Here is a 19,551-nt window from a genome sequence, read left to right on the forward strand (position 1 = left end):
GTGCGCACGAGAAGACTCGAACTTCCACGACCAAAAGCGGTCATTAGGCCCTCAACCTAACGCGTCTACCAATTCCGCCACGTGCGCTTAATATAATAGAGGTAAGTAAAAATAAAAAAAGTTAAGCGAAATGCTTAACTTTTTTTGTGACTTGGCTGGGGCTCGAACCCAGGACCCTCTCCTTAAAAGGGAGATGCTCTACCAACTGAGCTACCAAGTCTCCTGTGTTTCTCTTAACGAGGGTGCAAATATATAACCTTTAATCAATATTCCAAACCCTTTTTTAGATAATTTTTCGTTTTTTTGTATTGAATTTAGTTAGTGTTTTAATTATCAGTTTATAAGCATATGAATATTTTTTTAGTCGGTTACATGGGAAGCGGAAAATCAACTATTGGTAAACAATTATCAGCCATTTTAGATTTTAACTTTTTAGACTTTGATAATCTTATTGAAGAAAAAGAAGACGCTATTATTTCGACTATTTTTAAAAATAAAGGAGAAGTTTACTTTAGAAAGCAAGAATATAAATACTTATTAGAACTTTTTAAGTATGATAATCATGTGGTGTCTTTGGGAGGAGGGACACCTTGTTATGGACATAATATGGAGCAAATTAAAGCTCAGGATAATGTTGTAACGGTATATTTAAAAGCTAAAATACCAACTTTGGTAGATAGATTAATCCTAGAGAAGGAGAAGAGACCACTTATTTCTCATATAGATGATCGTGCTAGTTTAACTGAATTTGTAGGGAAACATTTATTTGAACGTTCCAAATTTTATTTAAAAAGCGATTTAGTAATAGATGTTGATGATTTATCCCCAGAAAAAGTGGTAAACCAAATAGTAGCCTTATTATTCTAAATACGCTTCAAACACTTTTCCTTCTAAAACGACTTCAACATGCTCTTTTAGTGATGTTGAAAGAGAAATACCTTTAAAGTCGGCTTTCACTGGGTATTTTTTATGGTTTCTGTTAACCAGAACAGCTGTTTTAAATTGCTTTAAAGGGACGTTTAAAAAGTGTTTAACCCCATAAATTAAAGTACTCCCTGAATTTAAAACATCATCTACTAAGACGATTGACTTGTTGGTGTATTCAGATGCTTTTAAAGACGTTTTAATGTCGTTTAACGGATGCTTTTTATCTATAATTACTTTACAAAGTGTAATATCTAAATCAGAAATCTTGCTAAGTGTAGTTTTTATTTTTTTTGCAAGCGTATAACCGTTACTATCTATACCAGCAAGAATAATAGCTTTTTCATTAACATTACTTTCATAAATTTGATAAGCAATACGCGTTATTTTATGGTTAATTTCTTGATGGGTTAAAATGATATTTTTAGTAGAGCTCATGTGTTAGATGTTACGTTTTTCAAAGATAGACATTGCAAAGGTTAAATTTTGTTTTCATCGTAAAAATCATCAATATCTCTTCTATCTTTTTTTGTCGGTCTTCCTGTGCCTTTTTTTCTATAATAGTCTTTCGAGTATTTAAGTAGTTCTTGACCTTCAAACTCAGTTTTAGGTGTTGTGTCTGTTCTGTAAATATCAACCAATTTAGCGCCAACCCTATTGGGGGGTAAATCGTTAACAGTAAGCTTATAATTAATTTGGTTCTTTCTTACCTGAATTTCATCGGTAGGATAAACCTCCCGACTAGGTTTTATAGCCTCTCCATTAATCTTAACATGGCCTTTTTTACAAGCCGTAGTGGCTTTACTTCTTGTTTTATAATAGCGTACACACCAAAGAAATTTATCAACTCGCATATTTAAATATAAAAACTACGTTAATGTTATAGCACAAAAATATTATAATATTGTATCTTGCGCATTAAAAGTTTATAAATATGAAATTAAGAAAAATTTCTTTAGCTATAATAGGCTCCTTAATTATACTGTCTTCCTGTAGTGAGGATGAAGATTCTGCTCCTGTAATCTCTGTTAGAGATAAAGCTGAAGTTTATGAAGAAAATATTGCTGAAATAGAAGAGTATTTATCTACCCATTTTTATAATTACGAAGAATTTAATTTTGATGACATATACGGAGTAGATAATGATGATTTTCAAATTATTTTTGATACTATAGCTGGTGTAAATAGTGATAAAACTCCATTAATAGATCAAGTTGAATATAAGTTAGTTGAGTATGACGATATTGAGTATAAATTATATTTTTTGAAGGTTAGAGAAGGAATGGGAGAAGATTTACATGCTACCGATGAAGCTTATTTAAACTACCAAGGAATAAACCTTAGTAGTGGTGAAACTTTTGATGGTACTGTTAACCCTATTAAATTAAACTTAATAACTATAGGAACAAGTACATTGGGAGTAGTTGATGGCTTTAGAGATGGCTTAGTCGAATTTAACGCAGGTTATGATCATATGGATAATGGTGACGGAACCTTTACTTACAAAAATAATGGTATTGGTGCTATTTTTGTTCCTTCTGGGATAGGATATTTTTCTTCAGGAACTTCAGGGTTGCCAGCCTATACACCTATGATTTTTAAAATAGGTCTCATGGAAGTGATTCACACAGATTTTGATTTAGATAATATAGACTCTTATCTTGAAGATTTTGATGGTGACGGCGACCCATATAACGATGATACAGATGGCGATTCATTAGCTAATTTTATTGATAATGATGATGATGGCGATGGTGTATTAACGAGAGATGAATTAGATTATGATACACATACATATAACCCTGGTTTAGGTGATCCAGAGCCTACTTTACAAGATGATGAATATGAAATAGACAGAGAAGAAAATGGCAATGGAGAAATAACGATTAATACAGTAATATTAAGAGATACAAATAACGATGGAACGCCAGATTATTTAGATGACACCATTGCTGTTGAAGTTGATTAAGAAATACTATTGCTAAATAAAAAAAGGCACGTTTCTCTAACGTGCCTTTTTTATTCTGAAAAGCAATTATTATAAAAGCAAGCTCAAACTAAGGATAAGTTGGTCGGGTCTTGTATCAATTCTGCTAACAATACCGTTACCTAAATTATCATCAATAAAGGTCGCTTCATTATCACTAAAGCCACGTTCATATCTTAAATCGATTCCCACTTTGTTGAAGCTAACACCAAAACCAAAGTTAATACCAACACTAAAATCGTTTTCTACATTGTCAATATTTATACCATCAAATTCGGTGTCTAAAATGTACTGAAATGATGGTCCAGCAAAAGCATTAAAAACGTTTAAAAAATTAATTCCAACAAGAACAGGAGCGTCTAATTTTTGCATATCAAAACTAGCATCGTCATAATCACTTTTAGTTTTTGTATAAACTAATTCAGGTTTTATAAATAATTTATTGCCAACCTTACCAAAAAGACCAAAGTGATAACCAATATTTCTATCTGGGGTTTTTGCGTTTTGATTTACCGATTCAAAATAATCGCCATTAGCATTGTAATTAATACCTCCTTTAAAACCAATACCATTCTTATTTTGGCCATTAACAAAAAAAACCATTGCAAAAGTGAATGCAATGGTTGTGATAATATGTTTCATAATAATTGTTTTTAAGATTTTTGTGTATTACAAAAACGTGTAAAAACAAGAATTATTTTCTTTTTAAAACTTTTTCTGTAGCAGAAATAATAGATTTACTGTTTAAACCATACTTCTCCATAAGTTGATCTGGAGTTCCAGATTCACCAAAAGTATCTTGAGTTGCTACAAATTCTTGTGGGGTAGGATTGTGAGTAGCTAATGTTCTAGCAACACTTTCTCCTAAACCACCTAAGTAGTTGTGCTCTTCAGCAGTTACAATACATTTTGTTTTGGCAACAGAGTCTAAAATAATTTTTTCGTCTAATGGTTTTATGGTGTGTATATTAATAACTTCAGCAGAAATCCCTTTTTCATATAATTCTTTTGAAGCTTCTAAAGCTTCCCAAACTAAATGACCTGTAGCAACTATAGTAACATCGTTACCTTCGGTTAATTTAATGCCTTTGCCTATTTCAAAAGTTTGATTTTCAGGTGTAAATACAGGTACTTTTGGTCTTCCAAAACGTAAATATACTGGCCCATTATGCTCAGCAATAGCAATAGTCGCTGCTTTTGTTTGGTTATAATCGCAAGTGTTTATTACGGTCATACCTGGTAACATTTTCATTAAGCCAATGTCTTCAAGTATTTGGTGTGTTGCACCATCTTCCCCTAAAGTTAAACCAGCGTGAGAAGCACATATTTTTACATTTTTTCCTGAATATGCTATAGATTGACGGATTTGATCGTAAACTCGTCCTGTTGAAAAGTTGGCAAATGTTCCTGTAAATGGAATTTTACCACCAATGGTTAGTCCTGCAGCAATACCCATCATATTAGCTTCGGCTATACCAATTTGAAAAAACCTTTCAGGATTTTCGGCAATAAAGTCGTTCATTTTTAGCGAGCCAATTAAATCGGCACATAAAGCAACAACATTAGGGTTTGTGCGTCCTAGTTCGGCTAACCCAGCACCAAAGCCACTTCTTGTATCTTTCTTTTCTGTATATGTGTAAGTTTTCATGTTTTCTTCGGTTGTTAAATTAATAGTCTCCTAAAGTTTCTGGATTTTGCTCTAGTCCAATTGCTAATTGCTCATCATTAGGAGCTTTACCATGCCAAGCATGCGTGTGCATCATAAAGTCTACACCATTACCCATAACTGTTTTTAATAGAACGCATACAGGTTTTTGTTGTCCTGTTTTATTTTTAGCTTCTGCCATTCCTTTTAGTATAGCTTCTAAATTATTGCCTTCTTCAATGTCTATTACAATCCAACCAAAGGCTTCAAACTTAGATTTCACATCGCCCATGTCTAATACATCATCGGTTGCTCCATCAATTTGTTGCCCATTTAAATCTACAGTAGCGATAAGGTTATCCACTTTTTTGGCTGAAGCATACATGATAGCTTCCCAATTTTGACCTTCTTGTAATTCACCATCGCCATGAAGACTATAAATTAAATGCTTATCGTTATTTAATTTTTTGGCTTGAGCAGCACCAATGGCAACACTCATGCCTTGTCCTAATGACCCTGAAGCAATTCTAATACCTGGTAACCCCTCGTGAGTAGTTGGGTGACCTTGAAGTCTTGAGTTAATTAAACGAAACGTGTTTAACTCTTCAACTGGGAAATATCCAGTTCTAGCTAAAACACTGTAATATACAGGAGAAATATGCCCGTTGGATAAAAAGAACAGATCTTCTCCAATACCGTCCATATTAAACTCGTCATTTTGCTCCATAATTTCGTTATAAAGCGCTACAAAAAACTCTGTACAACCCAGCGAACCTCCAGGATGACCAGAATTAACTTTGTGTACCATTCGTAAAATATCTCTACGAACTTGGATAACTAAATCTTCTAAATGTTGTGATTTTGACATTTTAATTGTGTTGTTTTTTCAAGCTACAAAAGTAAAGTTTTATCCCTATTTAATAAAGCTATTTTAAAGCATTTATTAACGAAAAACCATCATTTGCTAACAATATAGATAATTGTGGTAAATCCTAAAATCATGATAAAGTCCAACGGTAGTAACATATAGTTAGTTATCTTTGCTGCCAACGAAAATTGAACTATGACTTTTGACCTACTAGCTAAAGACTTACAAAGCAAAGCAAGAGCAGGAACCATTACGACAGACCATGGCACAATAGAAACACCTATTTTTATGCCTGTGGGAACTGTTGCTTCTGTAAAAGGGGTGCACCAGAGAGAACTTAAAAATGATATTAACCCAGATATTATTCTAGGAAATACTTATCATTTATACCTGCGTCCTAAAACACCTATTTTAGAAGCTGCTGGCGGGTTGCATAAGTTTATGAATTGGGATAGAAATATTTTAACCGATTCTGGTGGCTACCAGGTTTACTCGCTTTCGGCTAATAGAAAAATTAAAGAAGAGGGTGTTAAGTTTAAGTCGCATATAGATGGCAGTTACCATACATTTACACCAGAAAATGTGATGGAAATTCAGCGTACTATTGGCGCAGATATTATTATGGCTTTTGATGAATGTACGCCATATCCGTGTGATTATCATTATGCAAAACGCTCTATGCACATGACGCATCGTTGGTTAGACCGTTGTATTAATCATTTAGAGAAAACACCTTTAAAATACGATTATAACCAAACACTTTTTCCTATTGTTCAAGGAAGTACCTATAAAGATTTACGTCAACAATCTGCCGAATATATAGCAAATGTAGGAGCAGCAGGAAATGCTATTGGCGGACTTTCGGTTGGCGAGCCAGCAGAAGAAATGTATGCCATGACCGATGTGGTTTGTAACATCTTACCAGAAGACAAACCTCGCTATTTAATGGGGGTTGGAACACCCATTAATATATTAGAAAATATTGCTTTGGGTGTCGATATGTTCGATTGTGTTATGCCTACAAGAAACGCTAGAAATGGTATGTTATTTACCGCTCATGGCACCATAAATATCAAAAATAAAAAGTGGGAAGACGATTTTTCTCCTATAGATGATATGGGGATCACTTTTGTTGATACCGAATATAGCAAGGCTTATTTAAGACATTTGTTTACGGTTAACGAGTTGTTAGGTAAGCAAATAGCGACCATACATAATTTAGGGTTTTATTTGTGGTTGGTTCGTGAAGCTAGAAAACATATCTTAGCCGGAGATTTTAGAACCTGGAAAGATAAAATGGTTAAACAAATGGATAAGCGTTTGTAAATGAAAATTTTAGATTGGTACATATTAAAACGATATCTGTTTACATTCTTTGTAATGTTACTATTATTTGTACCTATTGGTATTACGGTTCATTTAGCCGAAAAAATTGGTAAAATATTAGAAAACGAAGCTCCTTTTAACGAGGTTATGCTTTATTTTTTAGACTTTACAATCTACTTTGCGCATTTATTATTCCCGTTATTTTTATTTCTATCGGTAATTTGGTTTACGTCTAAACTGGCTAATAATACAGAAATTGTTGCTTTTTTAAGTTCAGGAGTATCATTTTATAGGTTTTTAAGGCCTTACATGATAGGCGGAGCTTTTGTAGCTATTTTGGCCTTATTCTTAGGAATGTATTTAGCACCTGAAGCAAGTAAAGGGTTTAATGATTTTACGTACAAGTATTTAAAAAAAGGACGTAAAGCTCAAGAAACACAAAACGTTTACAGGCAGATAAATGATAACGATTACATTTATGTAAGTAGTTTTGATGTAAAGCGTAATATAGGGAGAAACTTCACCTTAGAGCATTTTGAAAACGATAAAATGGTCTACAAAATTAGTGCATCGTCTATTAGGTTTGTAGAGGAAGACTCTACATATCGTTTAATTTCATATGTAAAACGTAACATAGGTAAAGACAACGATATCTTAGAAACAACCAGACGAAAAGATACAGTTTTTTCTTTCGATCTTGAAGATTTAACACCCGTAGAATACATAGCAGAAACATTACCTTATGGCGAGCTTAACCGTTTTATTGAAAAGGAAGAAAAACGAGGTTCTTCTTATATAAGCAGATATAAGCTAGTTAAATATAAAAAGTGGAGTTTACCTGTATCGGTATTCATTTTAACCATTATAGCAGTTGCCGTTTCTTCTATAAAACGCCGTGGCGGAATGGGCGTAAACCTTGCTTTTGGTATTTGTATTGCTATGACATTTGTGTTTTTCGACAAGATTTTTGGTGTTATGGCAGCACAATCAGATTTTCCTCCCTTAATCGCTGTCTGGTTTCCTAATATTTTATTTGGTATTTTAGCAGTATACTTGTTGTTAAATGCTAAACGATAAGCTAAAAGATTATTTACACCTTCATTTTTTAGTTTTTATAGCCGGATTCACAGCGGTAATAGGAGCTTTAATTTCTATCGAGGCTATTTCTTTAGTTTGGTATAGAATGTTAATTGCTTTAGTGGTAATGAGCCTTTACTTGGTGGTGTTTAAAGTTAACATTCAAGTTTCTAAAAAGGAATTGACCAAATTTTCGCTAGCTGGTATTATTATTGCCTTACACTGGATTACGTTTTTCGAAGCTATTAAAACAGCCAATATCTCTATCGCGTTAGCTGCTTTTTCAACCGGATCTTTTTTTGTGTCTTTTATAGAACCTTTAATATTTAAACGAAAACCAAGTTGGTACGAAATTCTCTTCGGAATTATTATCATAATAGGCGTTAGTATTATAACTAAAAATGAGTTTCATCATTTTAAAGCCTTACTAATAGGTGTCTTATCAGCTGTTTTTTCATCATTCTTTGCTGTTTTAAACGGAAAGTTTTTAGAAACACATAAAGCTTCAGTTATATCGTTTTATGAGTTTATTGCTGGCGTTTTATTTATTTCAGTTTATTTACTAATTTCTGATAACGGATTTTCAAAAGCATTTTTTTCAATACCTCTTAATGATTTACTATGGCTTTTAATTTTAGGAACCATTTGTACAGCATACACTTTTATGGCTTCGGTTTATATTATGAAAACCATAACACCTTACACCGTAGTACTTACCTATAACTTAGAACCTGTTTACGGTATACTTTTAGCCTTAATTATTTTCCCTGAAAAAGAGGTTATGAGCACCAATTTTTACTTGGGCGCAGGTATTATTTTAATTACGGTATTACTAAATGGTATTATTAAGAATATTAAAAACCTTAAAAAGAAAAGAACGTTATCTCCATTTGATAATTAAAGTTTTTATATTTGTAGGCTAACTAATATTAAATTTTAACGCCTAATGGAATATTTAGATTTTGAAATTCCTATTAAAGAATTAGAAGAGCAACTTGATAAATGCCAAGTTATAGGAGAGGAGAGCGATGTTGATGTTACCGAAACTTGCAAGCAAATAGAAAAGAAGCTAAAAGAAACCAAAAAAGATATTTATAAAAATCTAACCCCATGGCAACGAGTACAATTATCTCGTCACCCAAACAGACCTTACACGTTAGATTATATAAAAGCTCTTTGTGGTGATTCGTTTTTAGAACTACATGGTGATAGAAATGTAAAAGACGATAAAGCCATGATTGGTGGCTTAGGTAAAATAGGCGATCAAACCTATATGTTTATAGGACAACAAAAAGGCTATAATACTAAAACAAGACAATACAGAAACTTTGGAATGGCCAATCCTGAAGGGTATAGAAAGGCTTTACGATTAATGAAATCGGCAGAAAAGTTTGGACTTCCAATTGTAACATTTATCGATACACCAGGCGCATACCCAGGATTAGAAGCCGAAGAACGTGGGCAAGGCGAAGCTATTGCCAGAAACATTCTAGAAATGTCTCGTTTAAAAGTACCTGTAATATGTATTGTTATAGGCGAAGGAGCTTCTGGTGGCGCTTTAGGTATTGGAGTAGGAGATAAATTTTTAATGCTAGAAAATGCCTGGTTTTCTGTAATATCTCCAGAAAATTGCTCATCTATACTTTGGCGAAGCTGGGAATATAAAGAACAAGCGGCCGATGCTTTAAAACTTACTGCAAAAGACAGTAAACGTATAAAGGTAATAGACGATATTATTAAAGAACCGCTTGGAGGTGCACACAGCGATAGAGAAACAACTTTTAAAGCTGTTCGTGATGCCATAATTAAAAATTATGAGGAATTAAAAAACTTATCACCAAAAGAATTAGTAAATAAACGTATGGATAAATATGCCAATATGGGTGTTTACAAAGGTTAATTCCTATTAATAAACGGATATAAAAAACTGAAGTTTATGACTTCGGTTTTTTTTTGCGATTATTAACAATAAAATTAAGTTATTAACAGTTAGATTGTTAACTTGTAGTTAACAACCAAAACATAAAAATACACACTAGTTAGGTACAATTTACCTACTTTCGCTGTTATGAAGCAACCCAATCAACTTAAAGGATATCAAGTAGACAAGAGCACAATAATTAATCTTGAAAGAGGGAAGGTTCCTCCGCAAGCTATTGATTTAGAGGAAGTTGTGATTGGTGCGATGATGATTGATAAAAAAGGTGTCGACGAAGTTATTGATATTCTTAGCCCCGAAGCATTTTACAAAGAAGCGCATCAACATATTTTTGAAGCCATCTTTCAATTGTTTGAAAATAGCGAGCCTATTGACTTATTAACCGTTTCAAGTCAATTAAAGAAAAATGCAAAATTAGATTTAATAGGAGGCGATTTTTACCTTATTTCGTTAACCCAAAAAGTGTCTTCTTCTGCTCATATCGAGTTTCATGCTAGAATTATCTTACAAAAATTTATTCAGCGTAGTTTAATAAAAATTTCAAGTGAAATTATTGAAGACTCTTACGATGAAACCCAAGATGTTTTCGATTTATTAGACAAGGCAGAAACTAAACTTTACGAAGTTACCCAAGGAAATATTAAAAAATCGAGCGAAACCGCACAAAGCTTAGTTATACAAGCTAAGAAAAAAATAGAAGAGATTTCTAATAAAGAAGGCCTAAGTGGTATTCCAACAGGGTTTTCAAAATTAGACGAATTAACTTCTGGTTGGCAGGATAGTGATTTAATTATTGTAGCCGCTCGTCCTGGTATGGGTAAAACTGCGCTAACTCTATCAATGGCACGAAATATAGCAGTAGACCAAAATATTCCAGTTGCTTTTTTCTCTTTAGAGATGGCATCGGTACAGTTAATTACACGTTTAATTTCTTCTGAGACGGGATTATCTTCAGAAAAATTAAGAACAGGAAAGCTTGAAAAACACGAGTGGGAGCAGCTTAACGTTAAAGTAAAAGGGTTAGAAAAGGCTCCTTTATTTATAGATGATACCCCATCATTATCTATTTTCGATTTGCGTGCAAAAGCTAGACGACTAGCTTCGCAGCATGGGATAAAGCTAATTATTATTGATTATTTGCAGCTTATGACAGCTGGAGGATCAACAAAAGGAGGGAATCGTGAGCAGGAAATATCAACCATTTCACGTAACTTAAAAGCTTTAGCAAAAGAATTAAGTGTACCTGTTATTGCACTTTCGCAGTTATCTCGTGCCGTAGAAACCCGTGGTGGAAGTAAGCGCCCATTGCTATCAGACTTACGTGAATCTGGTGCTATCGAACAGGATGCCGATATTGTATCGTTTATTTATAGACCAGAATACTACAAAATAGATGAATGGGACGATGAAGAACGCTCACCAACAGAAGGACAAGCAGAATTTATTATAGCAAAACACCGTAATGGAGGATTAGATAATATTAGACTTAAATTTATTGGTCATTTAGGTAAGTTTGATAATTTAGATGATTTTGATACACCTTACGGGCATGAATTCCATAGTAAGATGAATGATAATGAGGGCGAGTCATCTTTTGGTGGTAATAACTTCCCTTCGGCTTCCGATGCTTTTGGTCCACCAGAACAAAATAATAATTCTGGCGATGGCGAAGTGCCTTTTTAAGAATAGTATAACGTAACATACCAGCTTTTTTGCCTATTTTTACGTCCCAAAACCATTATCATGTTAGAACAGAGGCGAACAACTAATATTTTGCTACTTATAGTAGTCATTCCCTTGGTGTTTTATTTACTAAAAACACTCAAGTTTATTTTTATACCTCTTGTTTTTTCTATGTTTATTGCCTTGTTTTTCTTGCCACTTATGCGTTGGTTAGGTAAACGTAAGGTACCTAAATATGCTAGTATAGTTATTGTGGTTTTAATTATTATTGGAACATTAGCTTTAGGGGCAGAACTTATTCATTTGTCTAGTAAACAAATTATGGCTTCTAAAGGTGAGTTTTTTATTAAAGCTCAAGAAAAAATAGCAATCCTTTTAAGTTCTGCTGAAGATACATTTGGAATTACGATAGATAATGATAAAAATATGCTGTCTCAATTCTTACACAAAGACAACATAGGAACAACTTTTGGCTTTTTACATAAAACCCTTACCATGGCTTTAATGACAGCATTTTTTGTGGTGTTATGGTTGGCCGAGTCTATTAATGTTCATCAAGTTATTAATGCGATTATTCTTAAACAAAAGCATACGTCGGTTAAAACGTTTATGAAAGTAGAAAAAGACTTAATTAAGTTTATTAAAGTAAAAGTATTTGTAAGCTTACTTACAGGAATTTTTACAGGTTTAGCCTGTTTAGCTTTTGATGTAAGTTTCCCTATTTTTTGGGGACTTTTTGCCTTTGTAATTAATTTTGTTCAAATGGTGGGATCGTTTATTTCTGTTATTTGTTTATCAATTTTTGCCTTAGTTGAGTTAGATCCTACAAGTACGTTGTTCTTTTTCTTTTTAACTATTACTGGAGTACAAGTACTATTTGGAGGTATTTTAGAACCTATTTTTATGGGAAAATCTTTTTCAATAAATATTATAACAGTACTTGTTATGTTAATGCTATGGGGGTTTATTTGGGGAATTCCAGGACTTATTATGGCGATTCCTATTACTGTTTTTATTAAAATTATTTTAGAGCAGTTCCCAGGAACAAAAATATTATCCAATTTACTCTCTGGAAGTTAGTAAAGCAACTTTGTCTATTGGGTTAAAATAATTATAATCCTTCTTTTCTAGGCCTTTTTTTAACTATCTTTCAACTATGAAAAAGACAATTGCAATCTTATTTTTCTTATTTGTTTCGGTAACATCATTTGCATCTTATATTTTAATTCCAATGGATGCTGAGACGCAAAAAAATCATTTAAAAGCATACGGAATTACCTATTGGACCTTAGAAAAGCAACTAAAAGTTAAATGGTTACTTAATTACAGAGGGGGCTCTTTTTTATTGCCAGATACTAAAAATATTCAACGCGAATGTCAAATTAGAGGGGTAAGTTTTGAAGTTATTTCAAACTCTAAAGCCGAAAAAATACTTAACGAAATAAGTAGCCCAAGTAAAAACATGGAAGCTATTGTGCTTGAAAAAGCCCCTAAAATTGTAGTTTACACTCCTAGAGGAAAACTCCCTTGGGACGATGCGGTTACCATGGTATTAACCTATGCCGAAATTCCTTACGAAACTATTTACGATGAGGATGTTTTAAACGATGGTTTATTATTGTTTGATTGGTTGCATCTGCATCATGAAGATTTTACAGGGCAATACGGAAAATTTTATAGAAATTACAGAAGCGCCGCTTGGTATATAGAAGAAAAAAAGGAAGCCGAAGCTTTAGCTGCCAAATTAGGCTATAATAAAGTGTCTGATGAAAAATTAGCCGTAGCCAAAAAAATACGAGATTATGTTATTGGTGGCGGATTTATGTTTGCTATGTGTAGCGCAACAGATAGTTTTGACATCGCTCTATCTGCCGATGGTGTTGATATTTGCGAGCCTATGTTTGATGGCGATGCCAGTACACCAAACTATCAAAATAAAATTAACTACAATAATACTTTTGCATTTACAGATTATATTTTAGAGCGAAGCCCTATGGTTTATGAATTTTCATCTATTGATATGACTTCAAAAAGAATAATTCCTAAAACAACAGATTATTTTTCGTTAATGGAGTTTTCTGCAAAATGGGATCCTGTACCAACCATGTTATGCCAAAATCATACAGCTTTGATAAAGGGATTTATGGGGCAAACAACATCTTTTACTAGAGATGAGATTAAAAGTAATGTACTTATTATGGGTGAGAATAAAACCAACGGAGAAGCCAAATACATTCATGGTATCAAAGGAAAAGGGTTTTTTACCTTTTATGGCGGGCATGATCCAGAAGATTATACGCATAGAGTAGGAGACCCTAAAACAGAATTAGACTTACATCCTACATCGCCAGGTTACAGACTTATACTTAATAATGTACTCTTTCCAGCGGCTAAAAAGAAAAAACAAAAAACCTGATTTTTTTGTCACCAAATTTCTATGAAATACCTACACTTATATTTAATTAGTTTAATTGGATTACTGTTTTTAATAAGTAATACAGTATTATTTTTTAAAAATAAATCTATTAGAAATGAGGTGTCTAAAATATTTTTGATATATCTTTTTTCACTTTGTTTAATAGAAATTAGTTGTAATGCCATTGGAATATTAAAACCTAACACGAATTTCTTTATATCTCATTTTTATTTTATTGTTCAGTTTATTTTCTTAAGTATTCTTTTTTACAGTTTTTTTAAAGAAAAGGTTATTAAGAGTATTATAATTGCTGTACTTGTTTTACAACTAATCATTTTAGGGTATATGTATACTACAAATATTCAGTTATTTTGGCAATTTAATATTTATGAAATTGTTTCATGTTCTCTTATTTTAGTTGTGTATGCCTTAACATTTATAATTAAAAATTTTGAATCCGAACATAAGTACTTTAACTTTTCTATTGGATTAATACTCTATTTATTGTGTAGTATTTCAATATTCACCTCTGGAAACTTAGAAATGGTTTTACTGGATAAGCCTTATATTGATATTTGGATTTTTAACTCTATATTCTATATCATCTTTCAGTATATGGTTTTTAGAGAGTACAAATTCTTTAAAGGATTAAAAATAATTACTAAAAAGTAACTTTAAGATTAGGGGAAAAATAATAATATAATGTGGTTTCAAACAGAAATAACTTTAAAAGAATATACTAGAGGCTTTCATTTAATTACAAATGAAATTCTTGATAATTTTCCTGAAATTCGAGATATTAATATAGGGATGTTACATGTCTTTATTAAACATACTTCGGCAAGTTTAACTATTAATGAAAATGCAGATCCTACGGTTAGAATAGATTTTGAAAGCCATATAAATAAAATGGTACCAGAAAACCAACCATATTACAAACATACGTTTGAAGGACCTGATGATATGCCAGCTCATATTAAAGCATCGTTAATGGGACAATCTGTTCAAATTCCTATAACAAATGGTCAGTTAAACCTTGGTGTTTGGCAAGGTATTTATTTAGGCGAACATAGAAATTATAGTGGTAGACGAACCTTGGTATTAACGGCCACTGGAAATTAAAGACTCTTTATCTTTAATTAGTTTTTTTAAAATAAATTCTACGCCACCATCATCATTGCTTTTAGTTTCATATTTGGCAGTTTGTTTCACATTAGGGTGAGCATTTTGCATAGCAAAACTAAATTCTGATAATTGTAACATTTCTAAATCGTTATTATAATCTCCAAACACGATAGTTTCCGATGGTGATACGTCTAGTTCATGCTGTATTTTCTGTAATGCGTAACCTTTGTTGGTATCAATGTGCGATAAATCCATCCAATTACTACCAGAAATTTTTACTTGAATAATATCTTCAAACGGTTTAAAATGTGGGTATAAGTTTTCTTCAGATCCGCCAAAACTGTATACGGCAATTTTTAAAAAATTATCATTACTTACTTTGGTTAAATTGTCTACAATTTTATATTCGGTATAATACTCATTAAACATAGTAATAAATGCTTCATCTTTAGATTCTATGTAAGCCGCTTTTTCACCACATAAAACAATATGAGCATCATTAATGTTTCTTAAAAATGGAATGATTTTTTGAACATCGTTATTAGGAAAGTAGTTTGTATGCAGATGCGTATTATGGCGTTTTGCAAGACCTCCATTTTCTGCTATTATAGTAATGTCTTCTTTTATATCATTCAATTTACTTACAATACTATGATACTGTCTGCCACTTGCAGCAATAAAATGAACGTTATGTTTTTGTAGCATTTTAAATAATGAGAAAAATTCCTCACTCACTTGGCCTTTTGAGTTAAGTAGTGTACCATCCATATCGGTAACAACTAATTTTACTTGAGATAAATTCATATAACGAGTTTTACCAAAGCTAAAAAAATAGACTTTTATTTGTTTAATGTAAATGTTATGAAAACAAAAAATCCAGCATTTGCTGGATTTTTTAATAAGCGAAATAATATTATACTAGGCGGAAAGCCTATTTTACTTTATCAACAATTGCTTTAAAAGCTTCTGGGTTGTTCATCGCTAAATCGGCTAAAACCTTACGGTTTAATTCGATGTTGTTAGCTTTTAACTGTCCCATAAACTTCGAGTAAGACATACCGTGTTGTCTAGCTCCAGCATTAATACGCTGAATCCATAACGAACGGAATGTTCTCTTTTTTGCTTTACGGTCTCTGTACGAGTATTGCATCGCTTTATCAACCGCATTTTTAGCTACTGTCCAAACGTTTTTACGACGTCCAAAGTAACCTTTTGCTTGCTTAAGAACCTTTTTTCTTCTGGCTCTTTTTGCTACTGAATTTACTGATCTTGGCATAATTTTAAATTTTTTTGTAGTAGGCGGCCATTAAAACATGACACTTTTAAATTGTTGGCCTAACTCCATGGTTTATAAATAATTTTAACCGAACTAAACTACGCTTATTTTAAACGTAATTGTTCCTTGATACTTCCCTCATCAGCTTTGTGTACTAAAGTACTGTGAGTTAGCTTTAGCTTACGCTTTTTAGATTTCTTTGTTAAGATGTGACTCTTAAAAGCGTGCTTTCTTTTAATTTTTCCTGTGCCAGTTAACTTAAAACGTTTTTTAGCACTGGATTTTGTTTTCATTTTAGGCATTTTCTTCTGCTTTTAAATATTTCGCTTATTTATTTTTAACTATCTATAAAGGTATAGATAGGATTACTTACTTTTCTTAGGCGCAATAAACATAGTCATACGTTTACCTTCAAGTTTTGGCATTTGTTCTACTTTACCATAATCTTCTAGGTCTTGCGCTAAACGTAATAACAAAATTTGACCTTGTTCTTTAAAGACAATAGAACGTCCTTTAAAGAATACAAAAGCTTTTAATTTTGCTCCGTCTTTTAAAAACTTTTCAGCATGTTTCTTTTTAAACTCATAGTCATGATCATCGGTTTGAGGACCAAAACGAATTTCTTTAACTACAACTTTGCTAGCCTTAGCTTTTAAGGCTTTTTCACGTTTCTTTTGTTCATAAAGAAACTTCTTGTAGTCCATAACTTTACAAACAGGAGGATCTGCTTTTGGTGATATTTCCACAAGGTCTAAACCTTGTTCGTCTGCGATATTGAGTGCTTGTTTAATAGGGTAAATACCTACATCAACATTATCACCTACTACACGAACTTTCTCAGCTTTAATTTTTGAATTAATTCTGTGTTGATCTTCTTTTTGAACTCTCCCTCTGGATTGTCTTCTTCTACGTATTGCTATGGCTTATAAATTTAAATTAAACTTTATTTTAAAATTGTTTTAGAGATTTGCCTATCTCATCATCAATTATACTTGCTAATTGTTGTACAGAAATCATGCCAAGATCCTCGCCACCATGCTGTCTTACCGAGATCTTGTTTTCTTGTTCTTCTTTTTCACCAACAACTATCATGTATGGGATTTTCTTAACTTCGGCATCCCGAATCTTTTTTCCCATAGTTTCATTCCTGTTGTCAATTAGGGCGCGAATTTCGTTATTTTCTAACAAATTTAAAACTTTTTCCGCGTATTTTTCATATTTCTCACTGATTGATAGCACAATGACTTGCTCAGGCATAAGCCATAATGGGAAATTTCCACCTGTGTGTTCTAGCAAAATAGCGATAAAACGTTCCATACTACCAAATGGTGCACGGTGTATCATTACAGGTTGGTGTGTTTCGTTATCACTACCTTTATAAGTTAATTCAAAACGTTTTGGTAATTGGTAGTCTACTTGTATGGTTCCTAATTGCCAGCTTCTTCCAAGGGCATCTTTTACCATAAAGTCTAGTTTTGGTCCATAAAAAGCAGCTTCGCCTGTTTCTATAACATAATCAAGCCCTTTATCTTTAACAGCATCAATAATAGCCTGTTCTGCTTTTATCCAATGTTCTTCATCGCCAATGTACTTTTCAGGATTCTCAGGATCTCTTAAGGAAACTTGTGTGGTGAAGTTTTCAAAACCTAAAGATCCAAAGACATACAACACAAGGTCTATTACTTTTTTAAACTCTTCATCTAACTGTTCTGGTGTACAGAAAATATGAGCGTCGTCTTGAGTGAATCCTCTTACCCGAGTTAAGCCATGTAGTTCGCCACTTTGTTCATATCTGTAAACAGTACCAAATTCAGCATAGCGTTTTGGTAAATCTTTATAGGACCATTGTGTATGTTTAAAAATTTCGCAGTGATGTGGACAGTTCATAGGTTTTAGTAGGAACTCTTCATCTTCTTTTGGTGTGTGAATAGGTTGAAAACTATCCTCACCATATTTTGCGTAATGTCCAGAGGTGACATAAAGTTCTTTTTGACCAATATGTGGTGTAATTACCATTTCATAACCTGCTTTCTTTTGGGCAGCTTTTAGGAAGTTTTCTAATCGTTCTCTTAAAGCAGCACCTTTAGGAAGCCATAATGGCAATCCTTGCCCAACTTTTTGTGAAAACGCAAATAATTCTAGTTCTCTACCTAGTTTACGGTGATCTCTTTTTTTGGCTTCTTCAAGTAACTCTAAGTATTCTTTTAGTTCTTTTTGTTTTGGGAAGGATATACCATAAACTCTTGTAAGTTGTGTGTTGTTTTCGTCGCCTCTCCAATAAGCACCAGCTACCGACAAAATTTTAACCGCTTTTATAATACTTGTATTAGGAATATGTCCACCACGACATAAATCGGTAAATGTAGAGTGATCACAAAAAGTTATCGTACCATCTTCAAGGTTTTCGATAAGCTCAGTTTTGTATTCATTGTCCTTATATAATTGTAGAGCTTCTGCTTTAGTAGCAGATCGCATTTTAAATTCATGCTTTTCTCTAGCAATTTGAAGCATTTTATCTTCAATAGTTTTAAAGTCTTTGTCAGAGATTGAATGCTCGCCTAAATCTACATCATAATAAAAGCCATTCTCAATCGCTGGTCCAATCGTTAATTTTATACCAGGATATAGTTCTTCTAAAGCTTGAGCCAAAACATGAGCAGAGGAGTGCCAAAACGCTTTCTTACCTTCATCATCTTTCCACGTATATAATATAAGAGAACCGTCTTCGGTTAATTTGGTTGTAGATTCTATTGTTTGGTTATTGTAACTTGCAGAAATAACATTTCTAGCTAATCCTTCACTAATACTTCTAGCTACTTCATAAGGCGTAACGCCAGATTCAAACTCTTTAACGCTACCATCAGGTAATGTAATATTTATCATAAACTATATTTCGGTATTATATATAAGTATGCAAAGATAAACGTATAATATGTCTCAAGCAACTATAATAATTACATTAATATATATGTAACTAAAAAAGACTAATATTAGATGAGTATTATAGGATGTTTAAATTTTATTTAATTGTAACTAATTGGTTTTATGATGTGTTGGTGTGTAATTCAAAAAAACTTTAAAAAAAGGTTATAAAAAATTTGTTTAGAAGAGAGGGAAGGTTGTATATTTGCACCCTCGAAAACGCCACTATGGTTGGCTGTAAGTAGAGAAGTTCTTTAAAAAATATGCGGCACGAAAAAAAATTAAAAAAAACTTCAAAAAGTTTTTGTGAATTAAAAAAGGGTTGTATATTTGCACCCGCTTTGCGAAACAAGGCGATAAAGA

The 19,551-nt window shown here is 32.6% G+C and carries 20 protein-coding genes and 2 tRNA genes; 10 read left to right on the top strand and 12 right to left on the bottom strand.

All coding sequences use genetic code 11. The features are described from left to right. Position 1: 1 nt before the first annotated feature. Both EJA19_RS10585 and EJA19_RS10590 read right to left on the bottom strand, forming a co-directional pair. Positions 2–87 (bottom strand) — tRNA-Leu (locus EJA19_RS10585). A gap of 60 nt (positions 88–147) precedes the next feature. Continuing rightward, positions 148–220 (bottom strand) — tRNA-Lys (locus tag EJA19_RS10590). A gap of 128 nt (positions 221–348) precedes the next feature. Between EJA19_RS10590 and EJA19_RS10595 the strand changes: the two genes are divergently transcribed. Beyond that, complete coding sequence (locus EJA19_RS10595; RefSeq protein ID WP_125468334.1) at positions 349–867, top strand: shikimate kinase; 519 nt, start codon at positions 349–351, stop codon at positions 865–867. Here EJA19_RS10595 and EJA19_RS10600 read toward each other — a convergent pair. Together EJA19_RS10600 and EJA19_RS10605 are read right to left on the bottom strand one after the other, a co-directional pair. Continuing rightward, the gene (locus EJA19_RS10600) at positions 859–1,362 is read right to left on the bottom strand and encodes a phosphoribosyltransferase family protein (RefSeq protein ID WP_125468335.1); all 504 of its coding nucleotides are present in this window, start codon (positions 1,360–1,362) and stop codon (positions 859–861) included. The two genes, EJA19_RS10595 and EJA19_RS10600, sit on opposite strands and share 9 nt — an antisense overlap. 41 nt (positions 1,363–1,403) lie before the next feature. Next, positions 1,404–1,778 (bottom strand): RNA-binding S4 domain-containing protein, encoded by a 375-nt coding sequence (locus EJA19_RS10605; protein ID WP_125468336.1) that lies wholly within the window; start codon positions 1,776–1,778, stop codon positions 1,404–1,406. 80 nt (positions 1,779–1,858) lie between these two features. Here EJA19_RS10605 and EJA19_RS10610 point away from each other — a divergent pair, with 80 nt between their 5' ends. Beyond that, entirely contained in the window at positions 1,859–2,893 is a 1,035-nt protein-coding gene (locus tag EJA19_RS10610; RefSeq protein WP_125468337.1) for an FKBP-type peptidyl-prolyl cis-trans isomerase, read from the top strand. Positions 2,894–2,962: 69 nt separating this feature from the next. Here the strand turns inward: EJA19_RS10610 and EJA19_RS10615 are convergent, their stop codons facing one another. From EJA19_RS10615 to EJA19_RS10625, 3 genes are read right to left on the bottom strand one after another with little or no spacing between them, the layout of a single operon-like run. Next, entirely contained in the window at positions 2,963–3,553 is a 591-nt protein-coding gene (locus tag EJA19_RS10615; RefSeq protein WP_125468338.1) for a porin family protein, read from the bottom strand. Positions 3,554–3,605: 52 nt separating this feature from the next. Next, positions 3,606–4,559 (bottom strand): transketolase family protein, encoded by a 954-nt coding sequence (locus EJA19_RS10620; protein WP_125468339.1) that lies wholly within the window; start codon positions 4,557–4,559, stop codon positions 3,606–3,608. Between the two features lie 19 nt (positions 4,560–4,578). Continuing rightward, entirely contained in the window at positions 4,579–5,424 is an 846-nt protein-coding gene (locus EJA19_RS10625) for a transketolase (protein WP_125468340.1), read from the bottom strand. A 195-nt stretch (positions 5,425–5,619) separates the two neighbouring features. On the opposite strand from EJA19_RS10625, the gene tgt reads away from it, so the two are divergent. From tgt to EJA19_RS10665, 8 genes are all read left to right on the top strand, one after another. Continuing rightward, on the top strand, positions 5,620–6,750 hold the full coding sequence (gene tgt / locus EJA19_RS10630) for a tRNA guanosine(34) transglycosylase Tgt (protein ID WP_125468341.1): 1,131 nt from the start codon (positions 5,620–5,622) through the stop codon (positions 6,748–6,750). After that, positions 6,751–7,827 carry an LptF/LptG family permease gene (locus tag EJA19_RS10635; protein ID WP_125468342.1) on the top strand — a complete coding sequence of 359 codons (1,077 nt, stop codon included), beginning with the start codon at positions 6,751–6,753 and terminating at the stop codon, positions 7,825–7,827. It begins immediately after the preceding gene. Further along, positions 7,814–8,728 carry a DMT family transporter gene (locus tag EJA19_RS10640; RefSeq protein WP_125468343.1) on the top strand — a complete coding sequence of 305 codons (915 nt, stop codon included), beginning with the start codon at positions 7,814–7,816 and terminating at the stop codon, positions 8,726–8,728. Before EJA19_RS10635 ends, EJA19_RS10640 begins: the two co-directional genes overlap by 14 nt. Before the next feature lie 45 nt (positions 8,729–8,773). Next, entirely contained in the window at positions 8,774–9,727 is a 954-nt protein-coding gene (locus tag EJA19_RS10645; RefSeq protein WP_125468344.1) for an acetyl-CoA carboxylase carboxyltransferase subunit alpha, read from the top strand. A gap of 168 nt (positions 9,728–9,895) precedes the next feature. After that, complete coding sequence (gene dnaB / locus EJA19_RS10650) at positions 9,896–11,449, top strand: replicative DNA helicase (protein WP_125468345.1); 1,554 nt, start codon at positions 9,896–9,898, stop codon at positions 11,447–11,449. A gap of 60 nt (positions 11,450–11,509) precedes the next feature. Further along, entirely contained in the window at positions 11,510–12,529 is a 1,020-nt protein-coding gene (locus tag EJA19_RS10655; RefSeq protein WP_125468346.1) for an AI-2E family transporter, read from the top strand. Positions 12,530–12,680: 151 nt separating this feature from the next. Next, positions 12,681–13,865 (top strand): asparagine synthetase B, encoded by a 1,185-nt coding sequence (locus EJA19_RS10660; protein ID WP_125468368.1) that lies wholly within the window; start codon positions 12,681–12,683, stop codon positions 13,863–13,865. A gap of 699 nt (positions 13,866–14,564) precedes the next feature. Further along, entirely contained in the window at positions 14,565–14,987 is a 423-nt protein-coding gene (locus EJA19_RS10665; RefSeq protein WP_206075173.1) for a secondary thiamine-phosphate synthase enzyme YjbQ, read from the top strand. Here the strand turns inward: EJA19_RS10665 and EJA19_RS10670 are convergent. From EJA19_RS10670 to thrS, 5 genes are all read right to left on the bottom strand, one after another. Then, a complete protein-coding gene (locus EJA19_RS10670; RefSeq protein ID WP_125468348.1) occupies positions 14,967–15,794 on the bottom strand; it encodes an HAD family hydrolase in 828 nt (275 codons plus the stop codon). The genes EJA19_RS10665 and EJA19_RS10670 overlap by 21 nt on opposite strands. Before the next feature lie 127 nt (positions 15,795–15,921). Then, complete coding sequence (gene rplT / locus EJA19_RS10675; RefSeq protein WP_125468349.1) at positions 15,922–16,266, bottom strand: 50S ribosomal protein L20; 345 nt, start codon at positions 16,264–16,266, stop codon at positions 15,922–15,924. Positions 16,267–16,370: 104 nt separating this feature from the next. Beyond that, a complete protein-coding gene (rpmI, locus tag EJA19_RS10680; protein ID WP_125468350.1) occupies positions 16,371–16,568 on the bottom strand; it encodes a 50S ribosomal protein L35 in 198 nt (65 codons plus the stop codon). 63 nt (positions 16,569–16,631) lie between these two features. After that, on the bottom strand, positions 16,632–17,186 hold the full coding sequence (gene infC / locus EJA19_RS10685) for a translation initiation factor IF-3 (RefSeq protein WP_170160056.1): 555 nt from the start codon (positions 17,184–17,186) through the stop codon (positions 16,632–16,634). Between the two features lie 28 nt (positions 17,187–17,214). Then, the gene (gene thrS, locus EJA19_RS10690; RefSeq protein WP_125468352.1) at positions 17,215–19,149 is read right to left on the bottom strand and encodes a threonine--tRNA ligase; all 1,935 of its coding nucleotides are present in this window, start codon (positions 19,147–19,149) and stop codon (positions 17,215–17,217) included. Positions 19,150–19,551: the final 402 nt, after the last annotated feature.

The organism is Mangrovimonas spongiae, from assembly GCF_003944795.1.
Lineage (GTDB): Bacteria > Bacteroidota > Bacteroidia > Flavobacteriales > Flavobacteriaceae > Mangrovimonas > Mangrovimonas spongiae.